The following is a 17473-nucleotide window of genomic DNA, read 5'->3' as shown; positions in this document are numbered from 1 at the left end:
GCTCGATCAAGGCTTGGGCGCCGAGTGAGCCTTCCGCTCGCGCTCGATTTCGCACGCTCGACGACGCACCTTGGCAAGCGCCAAATAGGGATCATTGGCTGGTGCGCGGTCGATGTACCGCTCCCATGCCTCGAGCGCGTGCCCGTATTCGAACGCTCTGTCGATGGAATTCGTCTCCGCACGAGCTTTGGCCCAATACCCGAGCGCTTTGTACCAATGCTCGTCGTGCGGGGGCGAATAAAACCATGAATCGTCTTTGATTCGCTCGTCGAGCTTGTCGTACGTACGCGCGAGCTTGATGTGCTCGAGCGCGTCCTCGACGTCGCCATTACGGTCGAGCGCCACCGCAAGGCCCCATAATGTCGTCACGCCAAACCGGTACATGTCGATGAATAGAATCGAACCCAGCGATTCCCGATAACCGCGAATGGCATCATCGAGGCGCCCGAGACCCATGTACGATTCGGCGCGATTGGCAAGCAGCATGGCGCGGCGGGGACCTACCGGCTCGAGCGCTAGCGCTTCGGTGTACGCATGTATTTCTTGTTCGCGCTGACCGAGCAGCGCGTGACAGAGCGCCAATTCGTTCCACGCGAGCAGCGCCATGGCCGGTGCAGGGCGGCTCGCGAGCACCGTCGTGATGATCTTCGCCGCAGATTCGATGCCATTTCGATTCAGCGGTTTTTGATCGTTCGCCATGCTGCGCAGAATGCCCGCGTAACGCAAGCGCACGGTCATGTTCGGGCTGTTTGCACCTCCCGCTTCTTCCAGCATGAATCGCGCTTCGATCTTGCCGAGACGAGCGGCATCGGCGCCAAACAACAAGCCAAAAAGCTCGGCCCGATCCTTCTCCATTTCGCCCTTGTTGAGGGCGTGATCGGCTTTCTCGACGAGCGCCTCACGAGCAGCAGCGTTGGGCCGTCGCGCCCGCTCCCATACCGATGGCGCAGCGCTGGATGCCGTGATGCTTCCAAGACAAACGCCCGAAAGCACGGCCACCATGAGCGCGATCCGGTGCACTTCTCGCTTCATGGTTTCGCCTTTCCCGGCTTTTTGGCTGCATCGAGTCGCGCGCGAGCTGCGGCTGCCCACGGCCCCTTGCCTCCGGGACCCGCGAGATACGCTTCCCAAAGCTTCGCCGCATCCACCGGTGCCGCGATGAGTGCGTCTAGGCAAACTTTGTCTTCGGCTGCCACGAGATACGGCGGCGAACCAGCTCGAAGTTGAAGGGCACGCGCATCGGCGAGCACCGCGTCGGCTTGCACGCGATCTCCGCTTCGATCGAGCGCGAGGGCGAGCGATGCGAGCACGTCGTTCACGAGCGCCGTGGGCGGGCGCTGCCGTGCTTCACGAAGGTACGCGATGGCTTCATCGAGCGAAGGGCGCGATCCAGCGGCGGGGCGCGTTCGCGTGGCGACGGCCATCGACACGTGCGCCGCTTCGAGCAACACCGATACGCGACGGTCCGCCGAAGCAAGCAGATCGATGCGCGGCACGAGCGCACGGTAGACGGCCAAGGCATCGTCGAGCTTGCCCGTTTTCCGCAGAACCTCTGCGAGATCGTGCATCGTGGGTGGATCTTCCACACTGCGCGCATCGATGGCTCGCGCAGCTTCGAAGTGCTTCGCTGCGTCGTCGACTTTGCCAAGCGCAAAAGCCGCTCGGGCGAGGAGCACGCGTGGAGCTGCACGACCAGGAAGTGCCGTATCGGCAGCTTTGGCCGACGCAGCGGCGGCGGTGGGATCCGTCGTGAGTTGTGACTTGGCGCGCGCGACGAGGTCGCAGTAGCGCCCAAGCTCGGGGGTGCGAGCGAGTTGCCAGATGGTGGGTCGTCGAGACAAACCCCCACGCACCGTGGACATGCACTCCCGCGGCCGTCCCGATGCTGCTGCTGCGGTCGCGAGACTCGTGCCTTGGTTCGGCAGGAGCGTCGGCGAGGAGAGGAGCAGCGAAACGATGGCAGCGCCGGGCAGCACGCGGCGAGCATACCACGCTGCGAGCAGATGCCCGTGATGGAATCAGTTGACACCGTGCGCGGAGCTGATCAACAATCCGTCCCCGCGTTCGGTACTCCTCACTCGTTCGAGAAAGGCTTGGTCCATGCAGTCTGCTGGAAACATCCTCACCTACATTGCGGCAGCGTTTCCCATCATCGGGATGTTTTGGTCCTTCAAAGACGCCGTGCCTTTTGCAGCGTGGATCCTGTTCTTCTTCGGCGGGATGATCATGGGTGGCGTCGGTGGCGCACTTCAGGCGCTCGGTGCACGTCAGCAAACCTGATCGCTGACGGCTCGTAACAGCTCCATGCAGCGCTCGTTCATCGAACGAGCATGAACGCGTCTGCTCGCGAAGAGCAGGCGCGTTTTCATTTTGTCCTCCAACAATTTGCAGGTTTGTCCCGTGCGCGGTTTGTCCCGCGCGATCTTCGGGGTACGATCCGCGCGATGCAGGATCAGATCGGAGTTGGGATCAAGGGGGTCGTTGGAGTGGGCGAGTGCGCAGGGGGCTGTGTCATTGCGCTTCGAATGGGACGCGCGTCACCCAAACGCATCCTTCACGATGATCGTCTCGTCGCGCCTCGGCCCAACCGATACCAAATACACCGGTACGCCCACGGCTCTTTCGAGGAATGCCACGTAATCACATGCCGCTTTCGGCAAGGCTTGCATCGATCGCGCCGACGACAACGATTCGCGCCATCCTTTGAGCTCTTCGTACACCGGACGAACGTTTCCTATTTGCCGAATCGGCAATTCCGAAGTCCGCCCCTCGGGTGTGTCGTATGCCACGCATATTTTGATTTTATCGAGGCCCGTCAATACATCGAGTTTTGTTACCGCGAGCCCATCCAGGCCATTGACGCGCGCCGCATATCGCAATGCGGGCAAGTCCAAAAACCCCGTGCGTCGCGGCCGCCCCGTCACCGACCCGAATTCGCCTCCCGCAACTCGAATTCGTTCCCCGAGCTCGTCATTGAGCTCCGTTGGAAATGGCCCTTCACCGACGCGCGTTGCATATCCCTTCGTGATTCCAATCACGCGATTGATACGCGTCGGCCCAACGCCCGCACCCACGCACGCTCCACCTGCCACGGCCGATGAGGACGTGACAAACGGGTACGTCCCGTGATCCAGATCGAGCAGCGTACCTTGAGCTCCCTCGAAGAGCACACGCGCACCTTGCTTGATCGCCTTGTCGATGAGCCCCGCCGTGTCCGTGACAAACGGCAAGATCCGCGGCGCAAGCTCGCGAAGCTCCGCCATCATGGCAGCCACGTCGGGCATCTCGCCGCCCAGCGTCTGCACGATCGGAGCCCACGCGGACGCCGCATATGCAAGCTTTTCTTCGAGCACCGCGAAGTCTTGCAAGTCTCCGATCCGGATGCCTCGACGCGCCGCTTTGTCTTCGTAACAAGGCCCGATGCCTCGTTTCGTCGTGCCGATCTTCTGCGTGCCGTTCGATGACGACTCGCGCAGCCCATCGACGAGCCGGTGGTACGGCAGCACCAGGTGCGCCAGGTCCGACATGAAAAGTCGCCCTTTCGTCGAGTACCCGCGCGCTTCGAGCGCATCGATTTCACTCATGACCACGGCAGGATCGACGACCATGCCTTGCGCCATCACGCAGCGCGCATTCGGGCGCAGGATGCCGCTCGGAACGAGGCGCAAGACGATTTTCTCGTCACCGACCACGAGCGTGTGGCCAGCATTCGGCCCACCGGCAAAACGCACGACGACGTCCGCCCGCTCCGTGTAAATGTCGATGATCTTCCCTTTTCCTTCGTCGCCCCACTGCGCGCCGACAATCACCACCGCACTCATCCAGACTCCTCTCGTGCTCGGCTCGATAGCGCGTGCACGTTAGTACACTCGCGCCACTCGTCCCACCCAAGAGCCGCGCTTCGTGTTCTCGCGCATGATCGCATGCTCGCGGTAGAGCTTCCATTGCCGGAGCCCTTTCGGGGTGGTACGTGTCGATAAAGAACGCGGGGCGCCTTCTCCTCGCAGGAGCGAGCCCATCATGGGTCGATTGAGCATCACCGAACTGCTTCTCATCCTCGGCGTCGCCTTGCTCCTTTTTGGAGCCGGACGCATCGCCGACATCGGCAAAGGCCTGGGCGAAGGAATCCGCAACTTCAAAAAGGGCATCAAAGATTCCGACTCCGAACCGCCCAAGCAACTTCCGAAAAAAGAAGACGAAAGCGGCGAGGGCGGCGAGAAATCGTCCACCTAGGACAGCCCGCCTGGCAATTTTTCAAAGAGCCCAACTTTCTCTACGTTGCCCCTCCACGTCGACGCGGCTCGCTCTGCGTCTATACTCCAGACCAACACCATGAAGATCTTCGAGCGCCTTGGGAAGGTCGGCATCGTCCTCGCGTCGTTTGTCATCGCTGCGTTTTTCGCGGCACAGTTCGGCGCCGGTGGCTTGTGGCGCGGCTTCGAGCCTGCCCTCGCCGTCACCTCGGGAAGCCCATCAGCAAAGGCCCCCTACGACCTCACGCGCCTCGAAGCCGTCAATGAAACGCTCAAGCTCATTCGTGACAAGTACGTCGAACCTGGACGCGTCAAACCGAAGGAGATGCTCCTGTCGTCGCTCAATTACGTTCAGCGCGACGTCGCTCAGGTCATCATCACGCAAGACGGTACGGACGAAGTCACCGTACGCGTCGAAAACAAAGAGAAGAAATTCCGCGTCGACAACGTGCAAGGTCCTTGGGACGTTTCGGCACGGCTGCGCGAAATTTTCGCGTTTCTCCAGACAAGCCTTCGCGGATCGGAAGTGGACTTGCGCGAGGTCGAGTACGCGGCGTGCAACGGCATGCTGCACACGCTCGATCCGCACTCGGTTTTCCTGAGCCCCGAGGCGTACAAAGAGATGAACGTGTCGACGTCGGGCCACTTCGGCGGCCTCGGCATCGTGATCTCCATCCGCGATCAAATCCTCACGGTCATCAACCCGATGCCCGATACGCCTGCAGGACGCGCGGGCATCAAGCGCTTCGATCGCATCGTCAAGATCAACAACGAGTCGACGCTCAACATGCCGCTCGACGACGCCGTACGGAGACTTCGCGGCGACCCCGACACGAAGGTGACCGTGTGGGTCACGCGTGATGGCGAGGGTGGATGGCAGACGGCGAAACCGTTCGAGCTCGTACGAGAAATCATCAAGGTTCGTTCGGTCGAATCGCGCGCGCTCGAGGGCGGCATCGGCTACGTGCGCATCAAGAACTTCCAAGCCACGACGACCACCGAGCTCGAGATTGCCCTGACCGACTTGCGAGCGAAAGGTGCGCTCAAGGGCCTGGTGCTCGATCTGCGTGGCAACCCCGGTGGATTGCTCGATCAGGCCACGCGCGTTGCCGACAAGTTCATTGCGAACGGTGTGCTCGTGTCCACCGTCGGCGCGTCCGAAGGTCGCGACGAAAAGAAAGCTCATGGCCCGGGCACCGAGCCTCCGTATCCCATCGCGGTGCTCGTGAACGGCAGCTCTGCAAGCGCGAGCGAGATCGTCGCGGGCGCGCTCAAGAATCACGATCGCGCCGTCATCGTCGGTGCGACGACGTTCGGCAAGGGCAGCGTGCAGTTGGTTTTTCCGGATGTAACGCCCGAAAAAGCTGCGCTGAAACTGACGATCGCCCAGTACCTCACGCCCGGCGATGTGTCGATTCAAGGCGTTGGTGTGACGCCGGATATCGAGCTCGATCCGATGACCGTCGACGAGCTCGAGATGGATCTGACGATGCAGAAGGACGGCTTGCGCGAGCGAGATCTGTCGGCGCATCTGACGAACGGCAAAGCGTCGACTGCATCGAAGCCGATGGAGGTCGTGCGTTATCAGCTCACGAGCGCCGAGCGTGAAGAGATGCGTGAACGTGGTGGTGACATCGACGACGAGTTCCGCGTCGACTTCCCCATTCGGTTTGCCCGGGACTTCGTGACGAAAGCTCCGCCTTCGCAGTCCCGTTCGGCGCAGATCGAATCGGTCAAGGACTTCATCGAGCAGACGCGCAAAGACGAGCTCGGCAAGGTCGCTACCGAACTGCAAAAGCTCGGCGTCGATTGGGCCGATGCACCGGCAGATGCTGCGGGCCCGCAAAAGAGCGAGCTCGAAGTGAAGATCGCGACGGATCGTCCGAACGACGAAGTCGTCGCGGGCGAACCGATGACGCTTTCGGTGACCGTGAAAAACAACGGCAAGCAGCCTCTTTATCGACTGCGCGGGACGACCGACAGCGACAACGGTTATCTCGGTTCGAAGGAGCTCATTTTCGGCAAAATCGCGCCAGGCCAAAGCAAGACCGCGAAAGCGCCGCTTGGTTGGTGCGAGATCGAAGGACGCAAGGCAGGTACGACGAAGCCTCGTTCGGCCAATCAAAAACGCGTCTGCAAGATCCCCATGGATGCGCTCACGCGAAGCGATGGTGTGCGTGTGAAGTTCGAAGCGGCGGGTGGTTTCGAACCCGCGCCGGTCGAAATTCGCCCGACCGTCAAAGCGCTCGAGCGACCGCTGTTCCAGTACGCCTATCAGCTCGCGGATGACCGCGGAGGAAACGGCGACGGGCGCATTCAACGTGGCGAAGCCGTGTCGATGTACCTCACGGTCAAGAACGTCGGCAAAGGTCGATCGTTTGACACCCAAGCAAATATCTCGAACCTCTCGGGCGAGGGGCTGCTTCTTCGAGCAGGTCGGTTCGACATCTCGAACATGAACCCTGGCGACGTGCGCAACGTCGTGTTCACGTTCGATGTTCAGCCGCAGCTTCAGGACAGCGAAGCGTCACTCAGTTTGTCTGTTGGAGACCGTGATTTGCGCGAGTACGCGACGGAGAAGGTCAAGATTCCCGTGGCGAGCACGGTTGCGATCGCCAAGGCCACCGGTACGCTCAAGGCGGGGCCCGAAGGCGCCACGCTGCAAGCATCACCGGATGCATCGTCGATGGTGTTCGGTCGTTTGCGAGCAGGCGAATCGGTGGCGATCCAGGGCAAAACCAACGACTTCTACAAGGTCGACCTTGGGAATTCTCGATTCGCGTTTGTCCCGGCCGCGCAGATGTCGCCCGGCGGAACGCCTGCAGCTTCGCCGGGTTTCGACGACGTGTACACGAAAGCTCCTCCGACGCTCGAGATCTCCGCTGCGGCGCTCGCGACGCGTGACGACAAGGTGAAGATCTCGGGCATGGCGTCCGACGGCGAGAGACTTCTCGATTTGTACGTGTTCGTAGGATCGCGGAAGCTCTACTACAAGTCGAACCGCGACGGCGCAGACCCCAAGAAGACGACGTTCGACTTCGATGCGCCGCTTCGTCCTGGCGTCAATGTCGTCACCGTCGTAGCTCGCGAGAATCAGGACACCATCACGCGTCGCACGGTCATCATTCGCAAAGATGCGGCCGATGGCGCGATTCTAAAGACGCCGAAGACGGATGATCCCGTGGCCGAATGGCTCGGCGAGCCTGGTGCAGAAATCCCCGAGGATTGATTCACCCTCGTCACCCCTCACAACCCCCCCATCAACCCCTAGATCTGGTATTTTCTCGACGTGGGACTGCTCGCTTGGCTCGGCCTGAAGCAAGGAGGCACGTATCCCAATCTCGATGCGCTTCTTGCGGAGCTGCGTCGAGCTTTGCCTGACGACGAGAGTGTCGTGCTGCGGTACATCGCGGCGGTCGTGGCGCTTTTGGTGCAGGTGGCCAGCGCCGATGGGCGTTTTACCGAGCGCGAAGAGCAGGCGATTCGTGAGTTGCTCACGCACATCCACGGGCTCAAGCCGGCGGACATCGATGCAGTTGCACGCGGGCTCGAGGGCAAAGTTTCAGAGCTGACCGAAGAGGAGCGTGCGCTTTGCGTGCGTGAGCTGAAGGCGATTTGCGATGGGCGTGAGCGTGTCGAGGTGATTCGGCTTCTTGCAAAAGTTGCCGCAGCCGACGGCAAACTCACGCCGGCCGAACGTGCTGAACTGCGGCAGGTTGCGTTGGATCTCGCGGTGCCGGCGGAAGAGATCGCGGCAGCCGAGAACGTGGCAGCCGAGAACGAGACGTCGTGAGCGGGTAGGGAGGATGGTCCGGTTGTCCGGACGATCAGGTGCCTTGGCGGTTGGCGTCGTCGGACGAACGTTGTTTCATCGCTGAAAGAGCGACGAACAGGACGAACACTGCGGCGCCGACGATGGCGACGAGCGTGCCGGCATTGAACACGTAGTGCCACTCGCGCGAGCCTCCGAGGCCCATGACGAAGATGCCGAAGAGCACGAGGCCCGCACCGATGACGGGATCGGGGCCTTCGTCACGTGTTCGCACGACGTCGCCGTGTGCGGGTGTTTCTTGGTTTGCGGGCTCGTCGGGTGTTTCGGCGCTCTGTTCCATACGCGACCTCCCCTTACGGCGAGCCTAGCACGTAACGGTTTGCTTCGGCGACACGAGGGCGATCACTCGAACGCGTCGTAGCTCGACTGGGCAACCTGTGGCGTTCGTTCGATGATGTTTCGATGGCCGATATGGATGATTTCGGCGCGATAGAGCACGTCACCTTTGGCCGTCAAGATTTCGCCTTCGATGTCACCCCAGCAGAACTCGGGGCTCGACGTGGACCGCAAAAGCACGCGTTTTTTGCCCAAGCGCACGCGATACGTATTGCGGTTTGCGGGCATCGGTTCGTGGCCGATCGTCGCGGTGACTCGTTCGGATCGGACGAGCTGTTCGTTTTCGTCGGCCACGATGAACGTTTTGCTCATGAGCGTTTTGAACTTCTCGACCGAGATGAGCACGAGTTTGTCGCGGTCGATTCGTGAGGCTGACAGGATCTCGTCGCGGTTTTCCGGCGCGTCGCTTTGGCGCACGCGATATGCGTGCTTCTTGCGGCCCTGTTCGAGGATGTAGTCGACTTCGATGACGTCGCCGCTGCGTCTGATGATGCGTTTCGTGAGCGTTGCGGGCGGTTTTTGAATGCTGCCCGTGAAGCGATACACGATGAAGTCACCGACGTCGCGCTGCCGATAGTCGCGTCTCGCGCTGGGCGAGTAGCTGCCGTTCGCTCTGGACTGGTCGCCTTGTCCATCGACGACCATGACGACGGTTGGAGCTTGGGGCACGGCGGGGCTCTGCTGGATGGCTGTTTCTGTGCAGCCGAGAGCAACGATCGAGGCCAGAGGGAGGAGGAACCGAGTCATGCGATCCGCGTACATGGACTCGGCGCGATGGGACCAATTTTATGCAAAAGCGAAGGCTCGGTGGTCGCCCAGCCTGGTGCATGCGTGATCCATCTGGTGCATTGACGCCCCACCCTGGATGCACTGGCTCGAGCGCGTAATCGCATGGCGCTACCGCATCAGTATAAAAAGGCAATGAAAGTGGATGGCGTGCGGCGTGCAAGGAGCCCTAAGGCCTTTTCATTTCTTCGCCGAAGGTCCATTATGGAGTGTATGGGCACGACAGGAAAAAATTTAGTAAAACCGCGAGTTTTCCGAGCGCTTATTATCGGTCTTGGCGTCTGTGTGCTTGGCGCGTTGGCTGCTGCGGGTGGTTGTGTGCAGCAGCCGACGGGTCTGCAGCCATTACCGGGCTCGACGAGTGGAACGAGCAGTGGGGGACCGGAGGATGCTGGGCCGGGCGCACCGGGGCGAGACTTGTTCGCGGCGATGCAGGGCGAATTGATGCAAGCCTGCGGCACGTGTCACGACATTGCGGGGCTTGCGGACACGCCATTTTTGGCCGGGCCGGATCGTTATCAATCGTTTGTCAGTTGGCCGGGGATCGTCGCATCGACGCCTGCGCAGAGCATTTTGTTAACGCATGCCATGACGGGCAAAGGTCACGTCGGGACGAATTTGGATTCCCCGGCGCTCAAGGACACGCTTTTGCCGCAGGTGCAGGCGTGGCTTGCGGAGGAGGCGAAGTCGTTCATTGCACCGCCGGTGGAAGAGGGACCTTACATCGAGCCGTTTGCGCCGATCATTGGATTCAATGCAGTGTACCTCGAGCCGCTCGGAAAAGAATTCATCGGCATGGCGGTCACGTTCAGCGCGGAATTACTTTCCGAAACGACGCTCGAATTGAGCAACATACAATTGCATCCCACGTCGAAGGCGGGGTTGCACGTCGTGCATCCGCTCTTCGTCATGTATCCGGTTGGCACGGACCCGGTTCCGGATCCGGTCGATAGCTTTTCGAATGTGGACCAGACATTCGAGAGAGGCCAATCCGGGACGCTCGGGCCCGGGACGCTGGTGCTCGTGAATTGGCAAAAAGACGCGCGGCTGAGTCTGGCATTCGAAAAGATTGAATTGGTCGTTCCGCCCGATCCGGATGCGGGTGATGGTGGAATGGATCCGGACGGCTGCAAGGACCTTGCGGCGTTCGATGCAAATGCAAAGGTCAATTTTCAGCAGCGTTGTTTGAGTTGTCACGGGGGTGGCAATGGTCAAGCAACCGCGGCGCTCGACATGTCCGAGCTCGCGAGCAACGCTGCAAATGCTTGCGCGCAGATCAAAAACCGGGTGAATCCGGGTGATCCGCCGCAAAGTCAGATTTTCATCACGACAAACCCAAATGGGAATGCAGCACATCCATACAAATTCGGCGGCAACGGCGACACGTTCAATAACTTCCGCAGCGCTGTCTCCATTTGGATCGCTGCGGAGCAATGAGAACGAGGAAAGGCAGGCGGCGGATGAAAAAAACTTGGTTACTCGGCTTGCTAGCCACACTCGGGGCAAGCGCATGTTCGAGCCAGGGGCCCACGACCCTGGATCCTGGATCGAACAATAACAACGCGAGCACGAGTGGTGGCGATACGGGTGGTGGGGGCACGACGACCGGAGATTTCAACGATCCCCCGCCGGTGCCCAAAACAGTGCTCGACGATCGCGTCGTGAGTTATCCGGATGCGCTGCGCACCGCATCGCTCAAGCTCGTGCGAAATCTGCCCACCTTGCAGCAAATCAAGACGCTCTCGGGTGCGGTCGATCAGCGAGCGACGTACGAGCAGCAAATTGATGAGTTGCTCGCCGATCCGCGTTTTACCGCGCGCATGATCAAATGGTGGCAAGATACGATGCGCCAAGGGGGTGGAGCCGTCGACAACAAGCCGAGCCGCAATACGGCGCCGGTATTTGCAACGCGCGTCATGGTCGACGGGCGTCCGTACACCGATCTTTTCACGGCTACGACGAATACGTGCCCCACGTACGACGCCGCGACGAACACATTCAACGACGGCGATTGCAACAACAACGTTCCGACGCACGCCGGCGTGCTCACGAACCCCGGCGTCATGATGCAATTCTATGGCAACATGGCGTTCCGTCGCGTGCGCTGGGTGCAAGAGATTTTTGCTTGCACGAAATTCCCTGCGGAATACGCGGCTGCGCCCACGCAGGTCAATGGCGCCGATTATACCGGTCCTTGGGCGTTCGACTCGATCGCGACGACGCCGATCAACTTCCAGGACACGTCGTCCGTCGTTTGCGCGAATTGCCACGTGACGATCAATCGCATCGCACCGCTCTTCGCGAATTTCGACGCGAATGGCCAATGGATGAATTCGTCCCAGGTCGAGACGCCGACGGTGCCCAATCCGCTCACGACCGAACTGAGCCATTGGCTCAATCCCGGAGAAACCACGGCCTGGCGCAAGGGCGTAGCGGTCGCCGATTTGCCGGAGCTCGGCAAGGCCATGGCTGCCGATCCGGATATTGCGGAATGCGCCGTGGCGCGCATGTACAACTTTGCGATGTCCAAAGAAGACATCGTGAGCGATCTGGCCACGGTGCCGCTCGAGGTCATTCAGCCGTACCTCGACGAATTCGGCGCGAACGGCATGAACCTCAAACAGACGCTGCGCGCCATTTTGCTCAGCGACGACTTCGTCAAGTTCTAGACGCTGCGGAAGAAAGGAGAATACGATGAACCGCACTTTCTCGATGTATTTCCGCGGCGCTTTGATCGCCCTCGGAGCAGGTTTGGCCCTCATGGCTTGCGTGGAGCAACCTACGGGCAATTTGACCCCGGCGCCGATTCCGATCGACGACCCGACGACGGAATTCGAAAATCAGCCAGGCGTATTCGCGGGCGATGAAGACAATACGCACAGCCACATGGGTGATTTGGGCGACTTCGGTTCGAAGGATCCTTTTGAAATCCTGGCCCAGCGCCAAGAAGAAGGACCGCTCGAAATTCGTACGCGCTTGCATTCGTGTCAAAAGGTTCAAATTGCGGCCTTGCGCAACGTGCTCAGCTCTCTGGGCGTGAATTTGGACGCTACGGGCAATCCGCCGACGGCCGGCCAATTGATATCGGCCGGTGGCGGAGCGCTCGGTGCAGCCAGCTACGATGCACGCGTGGGCGAATCCATCGTGTGGAGCGCCGCTGGAGCTGCCAAACTCTTCGACATTTTCGTACAGGCGGCGCCGGAAATCATCGCCAACCTGCCGAACGTCGATCAATGCAAAGTCGATGGCGTGGGCGTCGAAATGTTCGACGCGCAAAACCAATGCAATGCGGACGCCATCACATGCATTACGGGACGTCCGGCAACGGATGGCCACGTCGCGATCTGCAATACGGTCGTGACGAAAGCGAGCAGCGTAGACAAGGGTAAGAGGATTGCCGTCGCCACGATCATGGCGGGGGCCTTTTCGTGCGAGTAACGGAGGAAAACCATGGTCGACGACAACCTCAAAAACCTCCAAGGTCACGCTAGGCGCAAGTTTTTGCGCTGGACGACTGCAATGGGCGCCGTGCTCGCGCTCGATCGGGCCAAGGTGCTCAACGTCATCAATGATTCGGCCGGAAGCGCCATGGCCGATGACGCATCATGTGCCGCGACAAACCGCTCCGTGCACCTCGTAGCGGGTGATGGTGGTTTTGCGTGGTTCCAGCTCCTTTGGCCGCACATTGCAATTGCCAAAGCGGGCAACGACGGCTTCGCATTCCACTCCAATGGGAACATCATGGATGCGACGGATACGGACAAACCGTTCGTCTATGCGCCGGAATCGCCCTGGCAAAAGCTCGACAAACGCCGCCGCATCACGGCGTTCATGGCCGGGACGAACCAAACGCACACGCCGACACCTGGTTCGGCCGCGACGCTCGGCAATGGTGTCAGCATGCTGGCGGCGGCTGCGGCCATTCAGCGACAAACCCCGTCGCTCTTGCCCGTCATTGCCATCACGCCGCTCAATTTCGGTGCCGCCCCGGGCGCTCCGCAAATCGCAACGGTCAACAATGCCGAAGGCATGGTGCAGCTCTTCGACAGCGCCGCGTCGAAAGAAACGCTGACGGTGGCCGGTGATGCGTCGCTTTTCGAGGCGTATTACAAGGCTTTCGTGGGCCTCAATGCGGCCGCAGGACGACCCACGTGGGCTCGCCCCCTCCGCACGGGAAAAACCAGCGCCAACTTCCTCGGGAAAAACCTCGCCGCGCAGCTTGCTCCAACAGCGGACGACCTGGCCCGGTACAACCTTGGTCAAGGAACGCCGAACAGGCTTGGCCAAATTGGTCGCGCCTTCATTACGACGGCGAAAGCATTCAAGCTCGGTCTCACGCAAAGCGTCATGATGCCGGCCATGCGCGACGATCCGCACGGAGCGTTCAACGACATGAACAACCTGCGCAACACCGTCGCTCAGCTCGGGAAAATGTTCGACGAGTTCATGAACGACCTCATCGCCATTCCCGATCCCGTCTGCTCGGCTCGCTCGCTTGCCGACAGCATCGTCATGACCGTACACGGTGACACTCCGAAAAACCCCCGCGATCGCGGTGGTTGGCCGGATGGAACGCCCAACAATTCCAACTGGCTCTACGTGATGGGCAATGGCCATCTGAAGACCGGCTGGTTTGGCGGGGTACGCGCAGACGGTACCACCGACGGCTTCGATCCGGCCACGGGCGACACCGTGCCTGGTCAGCAAAGCAATGCAACGAGCGCCCCGGCCGGCGCCGCTGTGGCCTTTGCAGTGGCCAAGGGTGACATGCGTCGCGTGCAGGACTTCTACAGCGGTCCGAGCATTGCGGGCATCGTCAACATGAACGCGGTCTGACGCGAGACCATCACCCCCTGCCCCCTCTCCCTAAAGGGAGAGGGGGTGGAATCCGCCATTTCAGCGATAGCAACTCACGGCAGTTTGCCGCTGCTGAACAAATCGTCGAACGCTGCGTCGAAATCGTCGCTGCTCAAGAGGTCCTGGCGCGGCGTTCTGGCCGTGGCGGGGTGAGCGGGTGAAGGTTCGAGCCGACGAATGCGGTCCTGCACCCCACCGCGGGGATCGCGGTAATTCGGATCGAGCTGCGCGACGTGTTTGAAATAATGAAGCGCTTGCTCGGGGTTTTTCCGAGCTTCGTAGGCGTCCGCCGTCTCGTAAGCGAGCGCCAGTTCCTGCTCGCGCGTCTTTTGCGGTGCTTCGAGGCCCCGCAAGAAAGCCGCAATGGCTGCGTCCACGTTGCCGAACTGCAAGTGAATCATACCGATCACGGAACGACAAACGCACTCTCGGCTCGGATCACGTGCCGCCACCTCGAATTCGTTGATGGCATCGGCATACATACCCATTTCGCGGTAGGCGACGCCCAGGTCGTAATGCGTCGCCGCATCCGATTCCGAAATCTGAGCCGTCACGCCCGCCTTGAATTGCTGGAATACCGTATCGACATTCCATTGCGGGTATTCTGCTTGCGCCGCGGCAGCGGGCTGCTCCACCGCGAAATCGCCGATTTGCTCGATCATTCGGGCGATGTCTTCCGCATTTTCGTCCGGCGGATATTCGCTCCGCTTGTGAGCAAAACCTTCCGCGGGAACTTGCGGGACGTACGACGGTCGCCCCATCTGCTCGATTTCACTGCGCTTGTAGAGCAGCATCGGATGATTCGGCAGACGTAGCAATTGATCGTCCAAGAGCTGGCGCGCGTCTTCGAGCAGCCCCTGATTGGCAAAGAAGTCGATTTGCTCGAGAACGTCTTCGTCGAGCGTGCCGCCGTATTGCGACGGTGACGGTTGCGGAACGTTCGGGTAATGCCCCGCATCCGCATAATGCACCGCGACCTGACCTTGCGCCGGGTACCCCGGATATTGCTGCGCGTATGCTCCGCCAGCGTACGAATCGCTGAAATCCAAGCCTTGATGGGCCTCTTGCGGATATTGCTGATATGCCCCGGATGCCGCAGCGTCGTACGCGTTCGGGTCGTACGCATTCGGATCGTACCCCTGATGTGCGTATGCCGGCTGCTGATAAGCGACCGCTGCTTGCGGCACAGCGACGTCGTAGCCCAGCGCGCGGAGCATTTGAATCGCGTCCGCTTGCGCAGGATCGATGAGCAACACTTCGTCGAGCAGCTTCGCGGCTGCAGGCACGTCGCCCTCGATGCTCAACCGCTGCGCGAAAATGAGCATCTGACGAATGCCACCTTCGTGATCACCCGCTTCGACGAGGACGTCGCACAGCTTCGCGCGAAGCTCGCGCGACGGCGGCACCATCGCCACGCCGTCACGCAATATCGTGATCGCCGAAGCATAATCTCGCACCGCGTAATAAGCGTCCGCCTGCTGCAGGATCTGCCTTGCACGTAGGGCATCGTCGTCGGGCTGGGGCGGTTCGAGCCGAACGGATGGAGGCGCTTCGACCGGCTCCGACTCGGGCGGCAAATCCTCCTCGGTCATTTCCTCGACGACAATGACCGATTCTTCCTCGACGATGGGCTGCACCCGCGGCCGGCTCGCCACGAGTTGTCGAACGACATCATCGTCAGGTGCTCGCGCGACGAGCGATTGCAGAAGCTCGTCGAACTTCTCCAAGTTCTTCGCTTCTTTGGCGATACGCGTCGCTTCCTTCAGGACTTCGATTGCCTTCGCGCCTTGACCGAGTTTGTCGAAAGCTTTTGCGAGCAAACTCAGCGTATCGAGGTCTTTGGGATTTTCCTTGAACGCGATTTGCAGTTTGGCCAGGGCGGTCATGGCGTCGTTCGCCTGGCCGCGTTCGAGGTACATCTTGGCCGCTGCACGCGCGTATCTGCTGTCGGCTTTGATCGTCAAAAGCCGCTCGGTCACCTTCAACGCGTCGTCTCGACGCCCCGCCTTCACGAGTAGCTCGGCGGCGGAACCAAGCTGCTCGATCGCCGCGGAAGTCTCTTTCGCCCGACTGAATGCCTCGGCAAGTCGCAGCCGCGGCATGGGATTGTTCGGATCGAGCTCGATGACCTTCTTCAGCGCCTCGGTCGCTTCTTTTTCTTTGCCCGCCTTATGCAACCGCGTTGCAAGGTCTTCGTACGTCGCGGACGCATCGCTCGTCAAACCAAGCCCCATGTAGAGCTCGGCGAGCGTGGGCAGCACCCAACCGAAGCGTTCCATCAGCTTCGGCGCGCGTTTGTCGATGATGTCCAGGATCTGCTTGTAAACGCGGACCGCCTTCAGCGGCTCGGCCTGCTTCTGATCCGTCGCTTCGATGTAGATCCGCGCAACGACCTCGTACGTCTCGATCGCTTCGGCATACTCCTCTTGCCGCATGTGGCAGTCGCCGACTTTGAGCAGAATCCGGACGTCTTTCGGATCTTCGGCGATGAGCCTCTGGAACTCGGCGATCGCCTTGTCCCAGCGCTTGCCTTCTATGAACTTCTGCGCTGCACGGAGCACCTTGTCGCGATCGACCGCCACGGCGATGGGATTCTCCTCGAAAGAGCAATCACGGGGGCAAAGCCCGCGAGCGCTCCTACATCACGGTACCACCGGATCTATCGGAATGGACATCCGTGCACAAGCACGGTCCAAATCTATGTGTCGCAAGCGCGTCACGAAGGGCTTTCTTGCTCGGCTTGTGTCGTCGTTTTCCTGGTTCGAAAAACTTGCTTTCACACGCAGACTCAGTTGGGCACCCGGAAAATCGCGAAAAACGCCGCAACGACGGCCGATACCAAAAACACCATCGCCATCGTAGCAGTCGGTCCCGCGTCTTGCACAGTTCCCCGCGCAAGCTTTTTCGCTCGACCGCCGATGACGTGATGAATGCCGATCACGGCGACAGCAAACAAGAGCTTGCCGTGCATCCAGTGATGCTCGACGAAGTAGTACTTCGGGTCCATGAAAAGCCGAGCCGTTCCGGCAATGAACGAAAGCACGAACGACGGCACCGAGAGCAGGCGGTAGATTCGCAACCCAAGCTCGCCGCGAACTTTCGGCTCTCCGTTCTTTCCCGTGATCGCTGCGGCGACGGCCAGGATCGAGCCAATCCAAACGATGTTGCCCACAATGTGGAGCCACACGAGAGCGAAGTGGGAGGGGTTCGTCATGGTCATCCTCGAAACGGCATCGAAGCTTCGCCGATTCGCTCGGGCAGACTGTGCACGAGGCGTGAGCAATGCGTTACCCGCTTCGTCGTTCGTCGTCGACTTTTCTGCATTTGTTAGGCGCGCCGGACACGATCAAAAGCACGACTTTCAGCGAGGACGGCTCGACCGATCGCACTGGCCGCTCTAAAGTTGCAC

General features: G+C 60.5%; 16 protein-coding genes. 9 read left to right on the top strand and 7 right to left on the bottom strand.

The window, feature by feature from the left end:
• Positions 1-6: 6 nt before the first annotated feature.
• Together IPM54_13995 and IPM54_13990 are read right to left on the bottom strand one after the other, a co-directional pair.
• Entirely contained in the window at positions 7-1032 is a 1026-nt protein-coding gene (locus tag IPM54_13995; GenBank protein MBK9260916.1) for a tetratricopeptide repeat protein, read from the bottom strand.
• Positions 1029-1976: a tetratricopeptide repeat protein gene (locus IPM54_13990; GenBank protein MBK9260915.1), complete on the bottom strand. Its 948-nt coding sequence runs from the start codon at positions 1974-1976 to the stop codon at positions 1029-1031. The genes IPM54_13995 and IPM54_13990 overlap by 4 nt, the downstream gene beginning before the upstream one ends.
• A gap of 124 nt (positions 1977-2100) precedes the next feature.
• Here IPM54_13990 and IPM54_13985 point away from each other — a divergent pair, with 124 nt between their 5' ends.
• Positions 2101-2280, top strand: coding sequence for a hypothetical protein (locus IPM54_13985; protein ID MBK9260914.1), 180 nt, complete (start codon positions 2101-2103; stop codon positions 2278-2280).
• A 257-nt stretch (positions 2281-2537) separates the two neighbouring features.
• Here the strand turns inward: IPM54_13985 and IPM54_13980 are convergent, their stop codons facing one another.
• Positions 2538-3821, bottom strand: a complete 1284-nt coding sequence (locus IPM54_13980; protein ID MBK9260913.1) for an adenylosuccinate synthase — start codon at positions 3819-3821, stop codon at positions 2538-2540.
• A 199-nt stretch (positions 3822-4020) separates the two neighbouring features.
• Here IPM54_13980 and tatA point away from each other — a divergent pair, with 199 nt between their 5' ends.
• From tatA to IPM54_13965, 3 genes are all read left to right on the top strand, one after another.
• Complete coding sequence (tatA, locus tag IPM54_13975) at positions 4021-4233, top strand: twin-arginine translocase TatA/TatE family subunit (protein MBK9260912.1); 213 nt, start codon at positions 4021-4023, stop codon at positions 4231-4233.
• A 99-nt stretch (positions 4234-4332) separates the two neighbouring features.
• Positions 4333-7482: a PDZ domain-containing protein gene (locus IPM54_13970; protein ID MBK9260911.1), complete on the top strand. Its 3150-nt coding sequence runs from the start codon at positions 4333-4335 to the stop codon at positions 7480-7482.
• A gap of 60 nt (positions 7483-7542) precedes the next feature.
• Positions 7543-8046, top strand: a complete 504-nt coding sequence (locus IPM54_13965; GenBank protein MBK9260910.1) for a TerB family tellurite resistance protein — start codon at positions 7543-7545, stop codon at positions 8044-8046.
• 34 nt (positions 8047-8080) lie between these two features.
• Here IPM54_13965 and IPM54_13960 read toward each other — a convergent pair whose 3' ends face one another.
• Both IPM54_13960 and IPM54_13955 read right to left on the bottom strand, forming a co-directional pair.
• Positions 8081-8365, bottom strand: a complete 285-nt coding sequence (locus tag IPM54_13960; GenBank protein ID MBK9260909.1) for a hypothetical protein — start codon at positions 8363-8365, stop codon at positions 8081-8083.
• Between the two features lie 62 nt (positions 8366-8427).
• Entirely contained in the window at positions 8428-9168 is a 741-nt protein-coding gene (locus IPM54_13955; GenBank protein MBK9260908.1) for a hypothetical protein, read from the bottom strand.
• 324 nt (positions 9169-9492) lie between these two features.
• On the opposite strand from IPM54_13955, the gene IPM54_13950 reads away from it, so the two are divergent.
• From IPM54_13950 to IPM54_13935, 4 genes are read left to right on the top strand one after another with little or no spacing between them, the layout of a single operon-like run.
• The gene (locus tag IPM54_13950) at positions 9493-10644 is read left to right on the top strand and encodes a hypothetical protein (protein ID MBK9260907.1); all 1152 of its coding nucleotides are present in this window, start codon (positions 9493-9495) and stop codon (positions 10642-10644) included.
• Between the two features lie 23 nt (positions 10645-10667).
• Positions 10668-11876, top strand: coding sequence for a DUF1549 domain-containing protein (locus IPM54_13945; GenBank protein MBK9260906.1), 1209 nt, complete (start codon positions 10668-10670; stop codon positions 11874-11876).
• Between the two features lie 25 nt (positions 11877-11901).
• Positions 11902-12645 (top strand): hypothetical protein, encoded by a 744-nt coding sequence (locus tag IPM54_13940; GenBank protein MBK9260905.1) that lies wholly within the window; start codon positions 11902-11904, stop codon positions 12643-12645.
• A 12-nt stretch (positions 12646-12657) separates the two neighbouring features.
• Entirely contained in the window at positions 12658-14043 is a 1386-nt protein-coding gene (locus IPM54_13935; protein MBK9260904.1) for a hypothetical protein, read from the top strand.
• Between the two features lie 74 nt (positions 14044-14117).
• Here the strand turns inward: IPM54_13935 and IPM54_13930 are convergent, their stop codons facing one another.
• Positions 14118-16646, bottom strand: coding sequence for a tetratricopeptide repeat protein (locus tag IPM54_13930; protein MBK9260903.1), 2529 nt, complete (start codon positions 16644-16646; stop codon positions 14118-14120).
• Positions 16647-16852: 206 nt separating this feature from the next.
• The gene (locus tag IPM54_13925) at positions 16853-17278 is read right to left on the bottom strand and encodes a CopD family protein (protein MBK9260902.1); all 426 of its coding nucleotides are present in this window, start codon (positions 17276-17278) and stop codon (positions 16853-16855) included.
• Between IPM54_13925 and IPM54_13920 the strand changes: the two genes are divergently transcribed.
• Positions 17277-17465, top strand: a complete 189-nt coding sequence (locus tag IPM54_13920; GenBank protein MBK9260901.1) for a hypothetical protein — start codon at positions 17277-17279, stop codon at positions 17463-17465. The genes IPM54_13925 and IPM54_13920 overlap by 2 nt on opposite strands.
• Positions 17466-17473: the final 8 nt, after the last annotated feature.

This window comes from Polyangiaceae bacterium (assembly GCA_016715885.1).
GTDB lineage: Bacteria > Myxococcota_A > Polyangia > Polyangiales > Polyangiaceae > Polyangium.
Note: the sequence above shows the minus strand (reverse complement) of the source record. Positions and strands in the feature narration are given on the sequence as shown.

What these genes read in the sequence shown, in the direction of transcription:
- IPM54_13995 (MBK9260916.1), bottom strand. Translation starts at nt 1,032, where the DNA reads ATGAAGCGAGAAGTGCACCGGATCGCGCTCATGGTGGCCGTGCTTTCG.
- IPM54_13985 (MBK9260914.1), top strand. Translation starts at nt 2,101, where the DNA reads ATGCAGTCTGCTGGAAACATCCTCACCTACATTGCGGCAGCGTTTCCC.
- IPM54_13980 (MBK9260913.1), bottom strand. Translation starts at nt 3,821, where the DNA reads ATGAGTGCGGTGGTGATTGTCGGCGCGCAGTGGGGCGACGAAGGAAAA.
- tatA (MBK9260912.1), top strand. Translation starts at nt 4,021, where the DNA reads ATGGGTCGATTGAGCATCACCGAACTGCTTCTCATCCTCGGCGTCGCC.
- IPM54_13970 (MBK9260911.1), top strand. Translation starts at nt 4,333, where the DNA reads ATGAAGATCTTCGAGCGCCTTGGGAAGGTCGGCATCGTCCTCGCGTCG.
- IPM54_13960 (MBK9260909.1), bottom strand. Translation starts at nt 8,365, where the DNA reads ATGGAACAGAGCGCCGAAACACCCGACGAGCCCGCAAACCAAGAAACA.
- IPM54_13955 (MBK9260908.1), bottom strand. Translation starts at nt 9,168, where the DNA reads ATGACTCGGTTCCTCCTCCCTCTGGCCTCGATCGTTGCTCTCGGCTGC.
- IPM54_13945 (MBK9260906.1), top strand. Translation starts at nt 10,668, where the DNA reads ATGAAAAAAACTTGGTTACTCGGCTTGCTAGCCACACTCGGGGCAAGC.
- IPM54_13940 (MBK9260905.1), top strand. Translation starts at nt 11,902, where the DNA reads ATGAACCGCACTTTCTCGATGTATTTCCGCGGCGCTTTGATCGCCCTC.
- IPM54_13935 (MBK9260904.1), top strand. Translation starts at nt 12,658, where the DNA reads ATGGTCGACGACAACCTCAAAAACCTCCAAGGTCACGCTAGGCGCAAG.
- IPM54_13920 (MBK9260901.1), top strand. Translation starts at nt 17,277, where the DNA reads ATGGTCATCCTCGAAACGGCATCGAAGCTTCGCCGATTCGCTCGGGCA.
- IPM54_13925 (MBK9260902.1), bottom strand. Translation starts at nt 17,278, where the DNA reads ATGACGAACCCCTCCCACTTCGCTCTCGTGTGGCTCCACATTGTGGGC.